Origin of the sequence: Anabaena sphaerica FACHB-251 (assembly GCF_014696825.1) — a bacterium.
Taxonomy (GTDB): Bacteria; Cyanobacteriota; Cyanobacteriia; order Cyanobacteriales; family Nostocaceae; genus RDYJ01.
The window spans coordinates 1-15,395 of sequence record NZ_JACJQU010000039.1; the positions used below are offsets into that span (position 1 = coordinate 1).

The window sequence follows — 15,395 nt, forward strand, 5'->3', positions numbered from 1 at the left end:
TGCCTTGAACTTAAAACAAGAAGCGGTCAGATTGACCGTGTTAGCCTGTGGACTAGATAGTGCCGACACTTCTAGGGTGAAGCAGGAAGAAAAAGCTGGCTCTTGTTAGCATTAGTTAGCTTTTTTGTATCGGATAATTGACAATTGACAATTGATAACTCAATAGCTGATAACTGTTAACTGTTAACGCTACACAAACGCAAATAAATGATATTACAAGTACAACCTAAATTAATTATTCATGGTGGGGCTGGTAGTTCTCTTCACGGAAAGGGAGGAATAGAGGCTGTAAGGCGATCGCTCCATGCTGTAATACAGGAAGTCTACTCACTGTTGCTAACAGGTGCAACTGCTTCTGAGGCTGTACTCCGGGGATGCCAAATGTTGGAAGATAATCCCCGTTTTAACGCTGGTACAGGTTCTGTATTACAATCTGATGGTCAAATCCGCATGAGTGCTTCTCTGATGGATGGTACATCAGGGCGTTTTAGTGGTGTGATTAATGTCTCACGGGTGAAAAACCCGATTGAAATGGCGCTATTTCTGCAAAAGTCCCCAGATCGGGTATTGTCTGATTACGGTTCAGCGGAGTTGGCGCGAGAGTTGCAAGTTCCCAGTTACAATGCTTTAACTGATTTGCGTCTCAAAGAGTGGATGCAAGAACGGGAAGATAACTTTAAAAGGACTATGGCTGGGGTAGTCGCAGAACCGGAAATTGCAGAAAGCTCTAATGCGGGCAGGGGTACAATTGGCGTAGTGGCTTTGGATGGCTATGGTAAGTTAGCTGCTGGTACTTCTACTGGTGGTAAAGGCTTTGAACGCATTGGGCGCGTCAGTGATTCTGCTATGCCTGCGGGTAATTATGCTACTACTTATGCTGGGGTTAGCTGCACTGGAATTGGGGAAGATATCATTGATGAGTGTTTAGCAGCCAAGATTGTCATCCGGGTTAGTGATGGAATGTCTTTGAAAGAGGCGATGCAGCGTTCATTTACTGAAGCTAGTAAGAATGAACGGGATTTGGGTGCGATCGCTCTTGATGCCACTGGAGTCATATCTTATGGTAAAACCAGTGAAGTATTACTCGCTGCTTATCACAATGGCGACACCATCGGCGATACTTTGGAATGGAATGATGGAGAATTGATTGGCTATTGTTAAGTTGTAGGAGAGAGGTTGTTACTTAGAACAACCTCTTCACAGGATATTGCAGGTAAAGGTATAATATTCCAAGAAACTTTCAACTCTGTTCCCTGTTCCCTGTTCCCTGTTCCCTGCTATTTTATTAAACGCGAGTCAGTTGTAATAACTCTTGGGGAGATGCCAGCATATCGATCGCTACAAAGAAGATTTTTCCTTGGGGATTGATGAGGAAGCGCCACGCAATATTCATCCCTACGTTGACACCAAACCAAGGAGTTTGGACTACACCTGTGATTTTTAGCTGTTTAGAGCCATCTCCTTGAACCTCACAAATGCCTTTTTGGGGCATCATATTCAGTCCTTGGGCTTCTTCACGCATATATTTGGAGATCGCCTGAGTTCCCACAATCGGTTTTTGGAATGGTGGTTGCAGCGCACCATCAGGAGTAAATAAAGCAATAGCAGCATCAAAATCGTCTGCATTCATTGCTTCAATGTAGCCCAATACTGCTGGTTCTGTAATACCGTCAATCTTGACTGAAGAAATTGCAGGAGTTGTCCGTTGGAAAGCAGGTTCTGCACCAGCTTTTGGGTAACTGCTGGGAGCAAGTTCAGAAGTATCAAATCCCATGTTGACTACGGTGTTACGCAGTACAGTAATTTGCTGACCCTGATCAAGTTTCTGGGTTTCTTCTAGGACTAATTTCACACCAGGAGACATTTGATAACCAACTGGAATGGGAGCGACAACACCCTGTTTCATCAACTCTCCTAACTCATACCAGAAAGCCAGCTTGGTATTGACACTGAAGAAACCGTAAGAACGACTGATGGGAGTGTCTGCACGACTAGCAAGATCGCGCATAACTTTTGTTTGTTCTTCAGGAGACATTTGCTTAATTTGGGTGAGCAGACTTTCTGCTAGTTGCAGACGTGCGGCTCCAGGTGCTGCGGGGGTAATTGTCTTACCCATCTCAGTGTAAGCATACCAAAGATATGCCAGTTGATCATCCACGTTGAGTTGATCGAATAAGGCGATAGTCGCTGGAATCAGGCTAGGAACTTGAGTGTTAGAAAAAATACTTTGAGCGGATTGGATGGTCAAAGACATGATCAAAATCTCCAATATTGTTTGTTAATTAGCGGCTTTCAAAATTCCCACGCAGAATTTTTAAGCTGATACTTTTATTGTCAAAACTGCTAGCAGAAACTAAGTTTATCTACATAGAAGCCGCAGCTAGACTAGGACTGTTATGCACATAAATATGAAGTTGAACCCAAAGGTAAAGCTTTACCTTTGCTCGTTAATAACGAAACTGCATTTAAGTTATGCAGTTTTTTAATTAGCTGTTTATCTTTTCTGTAAAGAACTGTAACAAGCTTAATAACTTTTGTAAAGCTATTGATATTACGAATTGACATAAATACTTAAATATGAGTGTAAAAATTTTTGTATTTTCAAGAGGCAGGAGGAACCCTTGGCTCAACGAAGTAGCCAGGGGTTTCTAGATCCCCCGGCGTAGCCTGAGATTTCTGACGCTTAAAGTTATGACTCAAGATAGATTGATAGATACTCCTACTGGCAGATAATCAGATATAGCATATGCTATAGTCGGTCTGAATTTCTTCAGTTCCTACTCGAACTCTCGTACTCACACAGGCGCTCATGCTTAAGCAACCAGAAGTTAGCCATCTCATCCGTCAACTCCGGCAGTTAACGGCACTGAGTCAGGAGCAGCTTGCCGCAACATTGGGAGTCGCTTATTCCACCGTGAATCGCTGGGAAAATGGTCACATCAAGCCTTCGGCATTGGCGCTCAACCAAATTAGAAATATGCTCAAGGAGTTGAAGGATTCTCCTGAGATCACCCTTCAGGAGTGTAGCCAGATGCTGTTAGAGCAGTACTTTCCAGAAACGGAGTCAACTGTTCGATGACTGAGACACATTCAGCATTTTCCAAAGGTAGTCAAGGCAAGTGGAAAGCTTTGGCGACACAAATTTTACACTATGGCGTTGCGTTGCTATCCGTTGCTTTAGCAGTAGGGTTCAACCTCCTGTTCAATCAGTATCTCGAATCAACACCGACTCCACTCTTTTTCGCCGCAGTCATGGTGAGTGCCTGGTATGGAGGCTTAAGGCCAGGGCTGCTGGCAACTGCTTTGTCTACACTGGCAATTAACTACTTCTGGCTTGAACCGTCCCCATCGCTCCATGTTCCCAATTGGGCAACATTATTGCGACTGGGCGTTTTTGTAATGGCAGCGGTCATCATCAATTCACTGAATGAAGCACAACGAATCGCGCAGCGGAGAGCCGAAGCAAATTTAAAGTCCTTGCAGGAAAGCGAAGCAAGGTTTAGTTGTTTGGCAGAATCTCACATCCTGGGCATGATTGTGGCGGACTTGAACGGGTCTATCCTGGAAGCCAATGATGTTTTTCTGCAAATGCTTGGCTACACTCAGGAGGAATTGCGTTCAGGTCGAATGCGTTGGCGCGAAATGACTCCACCGGAATCCTTGGAAGTGAGTGAGCAAGCGTTACAAGAACTGATCACGACCGGAGTTTGTACGCCTTTTGAGAAAGAGTACATCCGTAAAGATGGTTCTCGTGTTTCCGTCCTGCATGGCGCTGTGATGACGGGAGAAGCTACAGCTATTGGTTTCGTGCTGGATCTTACAAACCGCAAACAGGCAGAGGAGTCGTTGCGCCGGAGTGAGGAACTGTTGCGAGTTGCCCTCAAAAATTCACCGATAACTGTCTTTAAGCAGGATCATGAACTACGCTACACCTGGATATATAATCCCGTGTTTGAATACCAAGAGAGCCAAGTAATTGGTAAACAAGATGCTGATTTGCTCGGTAGTGAAAATGCTGCGGTACTTACTCAGATAAAGCGTCGTGTTTTGGAAACCGGAGTTGGAGGGCAAGAAGAAGTTAAGCTCACAGTGGAGGGACAAGATTTTTACTACGACTTGACGGTTGAACCATTGCAAAATACTCATGGGGATATTATCGGCATCACCATTGCTGCCGTTGATATCACCAGGCTCAAGCAAACAGAGTTGGCGTTACGCCAGAGTGAAGCTCGGTTCCGCCGTATTTTTGAATGTAATATGGTACCAATGGGTATCTGGTCGCACTTGGGCGGCATCCAGCAAGCAAATAATGCCTTGCTGGATCTGGTCGGTTACACTGAACAGGAATTGGACAGGGGACAGGTAAACTGGCTAAAAATGACCACTCCCGAATGGTTGCCGCTGGACGATCACGCCCTGGCAGAGATTACCACCAAAGGCTTCAGCACCCCGCATGAAAAAGAATATATTCACAAACACGGGCATCGAATCCCGGTTCTAGTGGGAGGAGCCGCATTTCTGGACGATCCAGAAAACGGGGTATTTTTTGCTATCGACCTGACTGCTCGCAAACAAGCTGAAGCCGCATTACGTCAAAGTGAATCTCGGTTTCGGTTGATAGCGGAAACCATTCAAGATGTGTTTTGGATGACAGACCTACGCATCCCAAAAATTCTCTATGTGAGTCCTGCCTATGAGCAAATCTGGGGGCGATCGCCAGCAGAAATCTACCAAAACTACCCAGTCTGGGCTGAAACTATCCATCCAGATGATCGAGAACGGGTACTAGCGATGGCCAGGACTTGCGAGAACAGCAGCATGGTTGAGCAAGAATATCGGATTATTCGCCCTGATGGAAGTATTCGGTGGATTCGCGATCGCGGGTTTGCCGTGAGCGATGAAGCAGGAGAGATTCAACAGGTGATAGGCATTGCTCAAGACATCAGTGAGGACAAATTAGCAAGCGAAGCCTTACGCCGCAGCGAAGAACGCTTCCGCATTAGTCAAGATCTCTCACTCTTCGCTTTTACCATTTTAGATAGTGTGCGTGATCAAACCGGAGCGATCGCTGATTTTGTCTGGACTTACGTCAATCCTAAAGCCGCAGAAATTCTTCAGAAGCCCGTTGAGGAACTTGTGGGGCAACGCCTACTCCAAGTGCTTCCTGGTAATCAATTCAACAGCGAATTATTTAAACACTATGTGCGCGTTGTAGAAACTGGAGAACCTCATGATCTTGAATTGTCCTACGATGCCGACGGTATTACCGGATGGTTCCGCAATATGGCAGTCAAGCTAGATGATGGTGTCGCTATCTCGTTTACTGATATTACTCAGCGGAAACAAACAGAGACTGATTTGCGCGAGAGTGAAGAACGTCTGCGTTTAGCTTTAACAGCGGCAAATCAGGGACTTTTCGACCTTAATGTGCAAACAGGAGCTACGGTAGTCAGTCCAGAATATGCCCGGATGCTCGGCTATGAGGCTGACGAGTTTGAGGAAACTAATGCCAAGTGGCGCGAGCGTCTCCACCCTGATGATCTAGCCTTAGTCTATCAGACTTATGAAGATTACATTGCCGGAAAACTAGATACTTATCGGGTCGAGTTCAGGCAGCGCACAAAATCAGGAGATTGGAAATGGATTCTTTCGATTGGCAAGATTGTTGCCTGGGATAGTCAGGGTCAACCTTTGCGGATGTTAGGCACACATACTGACATCACTGAACGCAAACTCTCGGAAGCAGAGCGAGAACGACTGCTACAACTGGAAAAAGCAGCACGGAAGGAAGCCGAAACCGCCAACCGCATTAAAGATGAATTTTTAGCAGTATTGTCCCATGAATTGCGATCGCCCCTCAATCCGATTCTCGGCTGGTCAAAACTACTTCAGGAAGGCAGGTTAGATGAAAAGACCAGTCTGATCGCTCTACAAACAATCGAACGCAATGCCAAGCTGCAAACCCAACTAATCGAGGATCTGCTGGATGTCTCCCGGATTTTACGCGGCAAGATTGCTTTAAATACTTGCCCTGTCAACATGGTTGCTGTTGTTGAATCTGCTCTGGAAACGGTGCGTCTGGCCACAGAGGCAAAACAAATTCAAATGCAAACTGTTGTTACCCTTGATAACGGGCAGGTGTTTGGAGATGCGGCACGGCTACAGCAAATTATATGGAATTTGGTTTCTAATGCCGTTAAATTCACACCCGATGGCGGACAAGTTGAAATTCGTTTAGACCAAATTGGCACTTATGTGCAAATTCAGGTGCAGGATACTGGCAAGGGTATCAGTCCAGATTTTTTACCCTGTGTGTTTGACTATTTTCGACAAGAGGATGGTACAACAACTCGCAAATTTGGTGGTCTGGGATTGGGTTTAGCCATCGTTCGTAATTTGACTGAACTGCATGGAGGAACTATCCAGGCAGATAGCCCAGGAGTTGGACAAGGAGCGACTTTTACACTTCAGCTACCGTTAATGCCAGGTTATTCTCCCATTAATCAAAATGCTGATCAACCGCAGCAAGTTCTCAGTTTGAACGGTATCAAAGTTTTAGTCGTTGACGATGATACAGATACCCGTGAATTTGTTGCTTTTTTATTGGAGCAAGAAAGGGCAACGGTGATCACGGCAACTACTGCAAATGAAGCTTTAATTGCTTTAATCCAATTTAAGCCTAACATATTACTGAGCGATATTGGAATGCCAGATATGGATGGTTATATGTTGATGCAGAAGGTGCGATCTTTACCACCAGAACAGGGGGGACTAATTCCCGCGATCGCTCTCACTGCTTATGCGGGAGAATACGACCAAAAGCAGGCTCTCAAAGTCGGTTTCCAAAAGCATATTTCCAAACCTGTAGAACCAGAAGCTTTAGTCAAAGCCATCTCTGAACTCATTTTCTGATACGTAAATTTATAGACATATTAGCAGGACTTGAGGAGTGAAGCGTTACATTTGCGGTGCGTTAGGAACGCACCCTACAAAATATTAACTTTCGGTTTTTCTCTTCCAACCTGGTTTAACTACCTGACGACTGCGGGCAATTACTAAAGCATCATTTTCCACATCTTCTGTCACCGTTGAACCTGCGGCAATATAAACATCATTACCCAAGGTAATAGGTGCAACTAAAACACTATTAGAACCGGTTTTAGTGCGATCACCTATCCTAGTTCTATGTTTCTTCACACCGTCGTAGTTTGCGGTAATTGTTCCCGCACCGATATTGACTTGAGTTCCGGCTGTAGTATCACCCAAATATGAGAGATGTGCTACATTGGTGCGATCGCCCAATTGCGTATTTTTCAACTCGACAAAATTACCAATACGACAATTTGCACCCACTTCTGCATGACCACGCAAATGAGCATAGGGTCCAATTCGCGTTTCTGCTTCCACAAAACTATCTGTAATTACAGAATATTGAACAGTGACATTTTCACCCAACTGGCTATTTTCAATTAAACTCCCAGGTCCAATTCGACTACCAGATTTCACAAACGTTTTACCTCGCAAATGGGTTTGAGGTTCAATAATTACATCTGGCTGTAATTCTACCGTTTCATCAATAGTAATACTTGCAGGGTCAATCAGCGTCACACCTGCCAAAAGCCATTTTTCCTTAATGCGTCTTTGCAAAATATCTTCAGATGCGGCTAATTGCAATCTATCATTAATTCCCAAAATTTCTTGGTAATCTTCCACATCCACAGCCATCACCTTACCAACCTGAGTTACAGCATCAGTGAGGTAATATTCTTTTTGGGCATTATTATTTTGCAAATGAGGTAATACTTTTGCTAAATCAGGCCAACGGAAGCAGTAAATACCAGCATTAACACGGTTATTTTCTCTTTGGCTAGGGATGCAATCTTTATCCTCAACCATTTGCTGCACAATCCCGTCACTATCACAGAAAACCCGTCCGTAACCTTTGGGATTTGATAAATATGCTGTGAGAATAGTACAGCAATTGTGATTTTCTTGGTGTGTTTGTAAAAGATTTTCCAGAGTTTGTGTTCGCAACAAAGGTACATCACCATTTAAAATCAGCAAATCCCCTGTGTAACCTTCTAAATGGGGCAGTAATTGTTGAATAGCATGACCTGTGCCTAATTGTACAGTCTGTTCCACAAACTCCACATCATGAATTGAATCCAAAGCAGTTTTCACTTCCTGGGACTGATACCCAACAATCACTAGCTTGCGTGAAGGAGAAAGTGGTTCTACGCTGTCAATAACTCTCTCTACTAGGGATTTTCTACCCAAAGAATGTAAAACTTTAGGTAGATTAGATTTCATTCTTGTGCCTTTTCCAGCGGCGAGAATTGCTACAACAACCATAATTAACTATCGGTAAATTTCAATTATCAATGTTTTTAGTATTTTTCAGATTCAGCCTCAAATCATATCAGTTAATTCCCTTAATTCCACCTTTTTCGCCATCGAGAACTAGGTTCAAGAACAGAGACTTGTTGTTCTTTTTGTCGTCGCTTAATTATAACTTCAGCAGCATCCCTTAATTCGGGATCACGGTAAGGAACGGCCGCACGAGTCTGTAAATGTTCTGTTTCTGCTTCCGAAAGAGGATAAATGTCCGTGATGTCGTTTTCCCCATCTTGCGGATATGCGGCTATTGTACCAGGAGTGCGTCTTCCCACTGGTGTGGTTGAACCTATTACCAAACCAGCAGCTAAAAGCGCCGTGCGTACAGCAGATGCACAGGAATAAGTAGCGAGTAAACCGTCTTGATGTAAGCACAAGGCTACTTGTCCTATAAATTCTATAGTCCATAATTGTGGACATTGCGGAGGTGAAAAAGGGTCAAGAAAAATAGCATTTGCTTGAAAAGCAGATTGACGTACTTCCTGAATTGATTTTCTAGCATCACCTATGAGTAACTTGGCTTGCAAGCGATTTGAGTAAGTTTGATGCTTTAATGCTAGTTCGGTCAAAATTTTTATATACTCGTAGTCCCAATCATCAAATATGTGCTGGTTAATCGCTGCTTTGGGAACTTCTGGATTTAGTTCTAAACCAATGACTTCCACAACACAAGTAGGATTTTCTTGCCAAATTACTTCCAAAGCGGCTGCTGTATTGTATCCTAGACCATAACAAACATCTAAAATTCTCACTATCCCATTCTTAGCTAATGTCTGTATTTGAGTGGGAACTGCAAATTTTAGATAACTTTCTTGTTTAGCTCCATAATGACTATGAAAAGCTTCACCAAATTCTTGAGAAAAGAAGGTAAATGAACCATCTTGTGTTTGTCGGGGTGTAAAATTATCTGCATCTGACATTTTTTCTTATAAAAATACACTAATGACTAATGAATAATAATCAATTTGTTGTTTCTCCCGAATGGCTATTTGCACATCTTAACGATTTCCAAGTTGTAATTGTCGATTGTCGTTTTTCTTTGGCTGATCCACAATTAGGAAAAAAGCAATATCAAGAAAGTCATATACCAGGAGCTTACTATTTAGATTTAAATCAAGATTTATCTAGTCCTGTAAGTGAGCATGGGGGAAGACATCCTTTACCACATCCCCATGAGTTAGCTGATAAATTAGCACAAATCGGGATTGAATTCCAAAAAACTTTGGTAGTTGCTTATGATGATTCGCGTTTTGCGTTTGCATCTCGGTTGTGGTGGTTATTGCGTTATTTAGGACATGACAATGTAGCTGTTTTAGATGGTGGTTTGACTGGTTGGCAAAAAGCAGGTTATCCTGTGACAAATGAGATTCCAGTACCTAAAATGGGAACTTTTACCCCTCAGTTGAAAGATGAACAAGTTGTAGATTATACTTATGTTAAAAATTTCAAAGATAGTCCTGATGTAACTTTAGTAGATTCGAGAGAGGGCGATCGCTATCGCGGAGAAAGAGAACCAATTGATAAAATTGCTGGTCATATTCCCGGCGCTGTAAACTATCCTTGGCAAGAAGTCACTGACGCTTCCGGTTTCCTGCTTCCCCAGTCAGAACAGCGTCAAAGGTGGAAACAGCTAGAACCTACTAAAGAAATTTTAGTTTATTGTGGCTCTGGTGTAACCGCTTGTGTAAATTTACTTTCTTTAGAAATAGCAGGTATTTATACAGGTAAACTTTACGCTGGTAGTTGGAGTGATTGGATTAGTCATTAGTCATTAGTCATTAGTTGGTAAGAATTCAGGTAGGGCAATAAGATCCCCGACTTCTTTTGTTTATTGTGTCCACAAATTATAAATTGATGTCAGAAGTCGGGGATCTATGTATGAACGAGTGCTATAGCTGAATACTTACATTAGTTGTTTTTTATTTTTTCTCTGTTCTCTGTTAAGAGTTCCCTGCCTCCTATTAAAACCTACCTATTTCAAAACCATAGTTGACACTAAAGAACCAACTGGAAAAATCAATATTAGGGGTGGTAGAATCGCCAAAGTTAACACCGCCCTGAAGGTAGATATTACTCGTGTTAGAAGCGCGATAATTTAAATGTCCAAATAATCGATGAAATTGGTCTTCTCTGTCACGTTGGGTATAGTCTGACAAGTTTAACTGGTAGTTCAGACCAATTTGCAGAGGGTCTTGTAAGTAGTACCTTAAAGACAACCAAAAATAATTTACTATCCGACTCTGCCTTTGTGGGTCAGAAAAGTTTACGCTTAATTCATAGAGGCTATCTAACGTCAACTTATCTGTAAGTGTGTCCCGTCTTCCCAAAGATAGCTGCACAGAATTTTCATTGAGAAAGCGATCGCCTGCTGCTAATAAATCGCTATTATTAGCATAGAACAAATGTTGATTACTTATATTCAGTTCTGCATACATTTCCCGTGATATTTCTTGATAAATACCCAGATTAAATCTCACCTGATTATAATCAAACTGTGATTGATCAAGATAACGAACCAGACCACCATCAATTGCTCCGTTTAAATAGGTTGTAGGACTCAAAGGAAAATATGCCGAAGCTAGTGTCAGTCCAGAATAAAGTAAACTATCTTCGATTTTATCTTCATTTGTAGAAAAAATATTACTTGAATGAAAATAGCCCACATAACCCCTTAAATAGCCTATAGCTTGAAACTGATCTACGGGTTTTTCTTGTGGTGGAGGTGGTATTTCTTCTAAAGGTCTTGGCCGCACCCGCAACCTCAACTCCTGCTCTTCATTTAATTCAGAAGCAGACTCTTCTTGCTCTGGTGATTGCTGCACAAGCCTCTGTGCCGTTTCCGAATCACCTATAATTGGTTGATTTAACAGATAATCCGCTGATTGCAAAGATGATGGGGTAATATCATCCGTCCTACTTGTGGGCTGTACTAAGTTAGCTTGCTGTTGAGTATTATCGGGTTCTTTTGTTGGTCCTTGATTGATCTGAGCCGTTAGTGATTCTAGATTTTTGGGTGTTTCTAATTGTATAATTGTTAACTGACTAGTCGGTGAAGTTGCTTCGGCTAAGGTTAAATATATGAGATTTGATGCTGACCTATCTTGATGGGATTTTGTCTCGGATGGAGAGGACAAGGCTCTGTTGATACCAATACTACTCAATTGTCCACCGCTAGAAGCGAACAAAATTGCCAACAACAAATTTTTTCCTATCTTGGGTTGCATATTTGGTGGTTTTAATCGCATTTAATTTAGCATTCATCAGCTATTGGTTGAACCGAATCCCCTATTCAATTCAATTTAATTCAATTTTATACATAACCTATGGTACATTTATTTCTCTTACTTAATATAGATTTAATAGAAAAATAAGTAAATTTAACTATTTATTTTTTTGTAAATAACCTTACCATGAATATAATAAAATAGTTAAACACACCACATGACATATCAAAATTAACCAAAATATTACAAGATATTAATTACCATCTGAACAGAGGGACACAGATTATGTTAAATAAATTTTTACAAGGCTTGCTGTTGAGCTTATGTATATTTACTGTTTTTCCTGTGGCAAAGCGAGCAAATGCCATAACTCCTCTAACGCAAGCGGAGATTCAAGAACTCCGTAATATGGTACAGTTGATACCTAAGAATAATTCTCAGACACGTCCGGCACGTCGATTGGATACTTTAAATCCTGGGGATGGTGTATCTACTGGACGCTCTTCCCTTGCAGACTTGCGCTTTAATGATGGTTCTGTCGCACGGGTTGGGGAGCAAGCAGTATTTCAATTTTTGCCGCAAACACGGAACTTTACATTATCTAACGGAACTGTCCTGTTACTAATTCCACCTGGAAGGGGACAAACACGTATTAAAACACCAAATGCAGCCGCAGCAATTCGCGGTTCAGCATTGTTTGTTCGTTATAACAAGGAAACAGATACTACAATTATCGGTGCGCTGACAAATAGCGGTATTGAAGTTGCTAACCAGGAAGCTTCCCAAAGGTTAGTTCTGCAAGCAGGGCAATTAATGGTTGTAGTTAAAGGTGAATTTCAAGGGTTATATGATTTTGACCTGAGAAACTTTTATGACCAGAGCAACTTAGTACAGGGCTTGGATTTGACTAGGCAAAATTCCACACCTAAATCAGATCCTGCATTAGCAAGTGTTCAAGCTGAAACTGCCGCAGCTGTAGCAAAACAAAAACCAATCATGGGTCAGGGTACAATTGACAACCCATCTTTTATAAATAAAAATGCTAATGCCCGTGGTTCTTCTAATAGCTCAAACAATAACTCAAATAATAACTCCAACAATAGCTCAAACAATAACTCAAATAATAACTCCAACAATAGCTCAAACAATAACTCAAATAATAACTCCAACAATAGCTCCAACAATAACTCCAACAATAACTCCAACAATAGCTCCAACAATAGCTCCAACAATAACTCCAACAATAACTCCAACAATAACTCCAACAATAGCTCCAACAATAGAGATTTTGGACGAGAACAAAAATCTATCAATCGTCCTGTAAGAGACAATTTAGGAAGAGGCTCTGCTGGTGGTAATCCTCGTGGACCTATGGATTCTTTCGTAAGAACAGGAGAAATCATCCGCGAAAATATACAGGGCAACCAAGGTGGTGGCAACCAAGGTGGTGGCAACCAAGGCGGTGGCAATCAAGGTGGTGGCAACCAAGGTGGTGGCAATCAAGGTGGTGGCAATCAAGGCGGTGGCAACCAAGGTGGTGGCAACCAAGGCGGTGGCAACCAAGGCGGTGGCAACCAAGGTGGTGGCAATCAAGGTGGTGGCAACCAAGGTGGTGGCAATCAAGGTGGTGGCAATCAAGGTGGTGGCAACCAAGGTGGTGGCAATCAAGGTGGTGGCAATCAAGGTGGTGGCAACCAAGGCGGTGGCAACCAAGGTGGTGGCAATCAAGGCGGTGGCAACCAAGGCGGTGGCAACCAAGGTGGTGGCAACCAAGGTGGTGGCAACCAAGGTGGTGGCAATCAAGGCGGTGGCAACCAAGGCGGTGGCAACCAAGGTGGTGGCAACCAAGGTGGTGGCAACCAAGGTGGTGGCAACCAAGGCGGTGGCAACCAAGGTCAAGGTCAAGGTCAGGGCAACCAAGGTCAAGGTCAAGGTCAGGGCAACCAAGGTCAAGGTCAGGGCAACCAAGGTCAAGGTCAAGGTCAGGGCAACCAAGGTCAAGGTCAAGGTCAGGGCAACCAAGGTCAAGGTCAAGGTCAGGGTAACCAAGGTCAAGGTCAGGGTAACCAAGGTCAAGGTCAAGGTCAGGGCAACCAAGGTCAAGGTCAAGGTCAGGGTAACCAAGGTCAAGGTCAGGGTAACCAAGGTCAAGGTCAGGGTAACCAAGGTCAAGGTCAGGGTAACCAAGGTCAAGGTCAGGGTAACCAAGGTCAAGGTCAAGGTCAGGGCAACCAAGGTCAAGGTCAAGGTCAGGGCAACCAAGGTCAAGGTCAAGGTCAGGGTAACCAAGGTCAAGGTCAGGGTAACCAAGGTCAAGGTCAAGGTCAGGGCAACCAAGGTCAAGGTCAAGGTCAGGGTAACCAAGGTCAAGGTCAGGGTAACCAAGGTCAAGGTCAGGGTAACCAAGGTCAAGGTCAGGGTAACCAAGGTCAAGGTCAGGGTAACCAAGGTCAAGGTCAAGGTCAGGGCAACCAAGGTCAAGGTCAAGGTCAGGGCAACCAAGGTCAAGGTCAAGGTCAGGGTAACCAAGGTCAAGGTCAGGGCAACCCTTAACTAAGGTAATTACAGGGGTTCATTTTGAATTCATTCATCTATCTTCACGGCTTTGCTTCTAGTCCTAAATCGACAAAAGCAAAGGATTTGATTGATCGCTTTGCCCAGATTCCGATCAAACTGACAATTCCCGATTTAAATGCTGGTGATTTTTCTCATCTGACAATTAGCCGTCAGATCAATCAAGTCACGGCTGAATTTCCTGATCATTCTGTACCTGTAACTCTGATTGGTTCTAGTTTAGGTGGTTTGACATCTGCTCATTTGGCACAACGCAACCCACAAGTGCAACGCTTGGTTTTACTAGCACCAGCTTTTGGGTTTTTATCCCATTGGTTGCCCAAGTTAGGCTCAGAAAAAATCCAACGTTGGCAGCAAGAACAATATTTATTGGTGTATCACTATGGAGAAGGACGAGAATTGCCTTTAAGTTATAATTTCGTCACCGATGCTGCCCAATACCAAGAAAATTTGTTACAACGACCTATTTCTACTCTGATTCTGCACGGTAAACAAGATGAAGTTATCCCTATTCAAGCTAGTCGCGACTTTGCTGCTTCCCGTCCTTGGGTAAAATTAATAGAACTAGACAGTGATCACGCTTTGGGAAATGTTACAGCCGAGATTTGGCAAGCCATTCGCTCATTTTGCCAACTGGGGAATGGGGATTAGGGACTCTTTACTGGGGAGCATCCCAATTTTGCAAAAATGTAGAATAAGTATCTGAAAACTCTCTTCTTTCTTCTTACCTATGCCTTCGGCACGCTACGCGAACGTGTCCTTCGCTCCTTCGTGGTAATGCCTCCGGCACGCTGCGCGAACGTTCATTTCATGTCTTGACCTCAAGCCAAAAATAAACTTACACATTTGGGATGCTCGCCTTTACTGGGGATTGGGTAAGATAATTACTAATCAATACTGTTCGGTTAAGGATTTTAGTAGGTTGGGTTGAACAAAGTGAAACCCAACAAACCCTTGTAAATGTTGGGTTATGCCTTCGGCACACTGCGTGAACATTCCTCAACCCAACCTACATAATTTCATTTTTTGAGCTTAACCGACAAGTATTTAGTTTAAATAACAAAAATATAGTCATATATAGTCAAATCTACTCATTTGTGTTACAACGGAGAAATGAAACTATAGATTGAAAAGAAAAAACAAAAAAAGCGAGCGTATTGTTAAGCATCTGGAGTCACAATGAATGCTATTAGTTGAACGACA

Annotated in this window: 10 protein-coding genes; 6 read left to right on the top strand and 4 right to left on the bottom strand. The window is 43.0% G+C overall.

Annotation, left to right across the window (positions count from 1 at the left end; genetic code table 11):
* Positions 1–207: 207 nt before the first annotated feature.
* Positions 208–1,161 carry an isoaspartyl peptidase/L-asparaginase gene (locus tag H6G06_RS26715; protein ID WP_190565083.1) on the top strand — a complete coding sequence of 318 codons (954 nt, stop codon included), beginning with the start codon at positions 208–210 and terminating at the stop codon, positions 1,159–1,161.
* Positions 1,162–1,285: 124 nt separating this feature from the next.
* Here the strand turns inward: H6G06_RS26715 and H6G06_RS26720 are convergent, their stop codons facing one another.
* Positions 1,286–2,254 (bottom strand): orange carotenoid protein N-terminal domain-containing protein, encoded by a 969-nt coding sequence (locus H6G06_RS26720; protein ID WP_190565084.1) that lies wholly within the window; start codon positions 2,252–2,254, stop codon positions 1,286–1,288.
* A gap of 555 nt (positions 2,255–2,809) precedes the next feature.
* Here H6G06_RS26720 and H6G06_RS26725 point away from each other — a divergent pair.
* Together H6G06_RS26725 and H6G06_RS26730 are read left to right on the top strand one after the other, a co-directional pair.
* Entirely contained in the window at positions 2,810–3,079 is a 270-nt protein-coding gene (locus H6G06_RS26725; protein ID WP_190565085.1) for a helix-turn-helix domain-containing protein, read from the top strand.
* A complete protein-coding gene (locus H6G06_RS26730; protein WP_190565086.1) occupies positions 3,076–6,912 on the top strand; it encodes a hybrid sensor histidine kinase/response regulator in 3,837 nt (1,278 codons plus the stop codon). Before H6G06_RS26725 ends, H6G06_RS26730 begins: the two co-directional genes overlap by 4 nt.
* An 84-nt stretch (positions 6,913–6,996) precedes the next feature.
* Here H6G06_RS26730 and glmU read toward each other — a convergent pair whose 3' ends face one another.
* Both glmU and H6G06_RS26740 read right to left on the bottom strand, forming a co-directional pair.
* A complete protein-coding gene (glmU, locus tag H6G06_RS26735; RefSeq protein ID WP_190565087.1) occupies positions 6,997–8,352 on the bottom strand; it encodes a bifunctional UDP-N-acetylglucosamine diphosphorylase/glucosamine-1-phosphate N-acetyltransferase GlmU in 1,356 nt (451 codons plus the stop codon).
* Positions 8,353–8,432: 80 nt separating this feature from the next.
* Positions 8,433–9,314 carry a tRNA (5-methylaminomethyl-2-thiouridine)(34)-methyltransferase MnmD gene (locus H6G06_RS26740; protein ID WP_190565088.1) on the bottom strand — a complete coding sequence of 294 codons (882 nt, stop codon included), beginning with the start codon at positions 9,312–9,314 and terminating at the stop codon, positions 8,433–8,435.
* Positions 9,315–9,343: 29 nt separating this feature from the next.
* Here H6G06_RS26740 and H6G06_RS26745 point away from each other — a divergent pair, with 29 nt between their 5' ends.
* Complete coding sequence (locus H6G06_RS26745) at positions 9,344–10,162, top strand: sulfurtransferase (protein ID WP_190565089.1); 819 nt, start codon at positions 9,344–9,346, stop codon at positions 10,160–10,162.
* 193 nt (positions 10,163–10,355) lie between these two features.
* Here H6G06_RS26745 and H6G06_RS26750 read toward each other — a convergent pair whose 3' ends face one another.
* A complete protein-coding gene (locus H6G06_RS26750) occupies positions 10,356–11,618 on the bottom strand; it encodes a porin family protein (RefSeq protein ID WP_190565090.1) in 1,263 nt (420 codons plus the stop codon).
* Positions 11,619–11,903: 285 nt separating this feature from the next.
* Between H6G06_RS26750 and H6G06_RS27950 the strand changes: the two genes are divergently transcribed.
* Together H6G06_RS27950 and H6G06_RS26760 are read left to right on the top strand one after the other, a co-directional pair.
* Complete coding sequence (locus H6G06_RS27950; RefSeq protein WP_199306899.1) at positions 11,904–14,171, top strand: FecR domain-containing protein; 2,268 nt, start codon at positions 11,904–11,906, stop codon at positions 14,169–14,171.
* Positions 14,172–14,195: 24 nt separating this feature from the next.
* Entirely contained in the window at positions 14,196–14,843 is a 648-nt protein-coding gene (locus H6G06_RS26760) for a YqiA/YcfP family alpha/beta fold hydrolase (RefSeq protein ID WP_199306900.1), read from the top strand.
* The last annotated feature ends 552 nt before the right edge of the window (positions 14,844–15,395 follow it).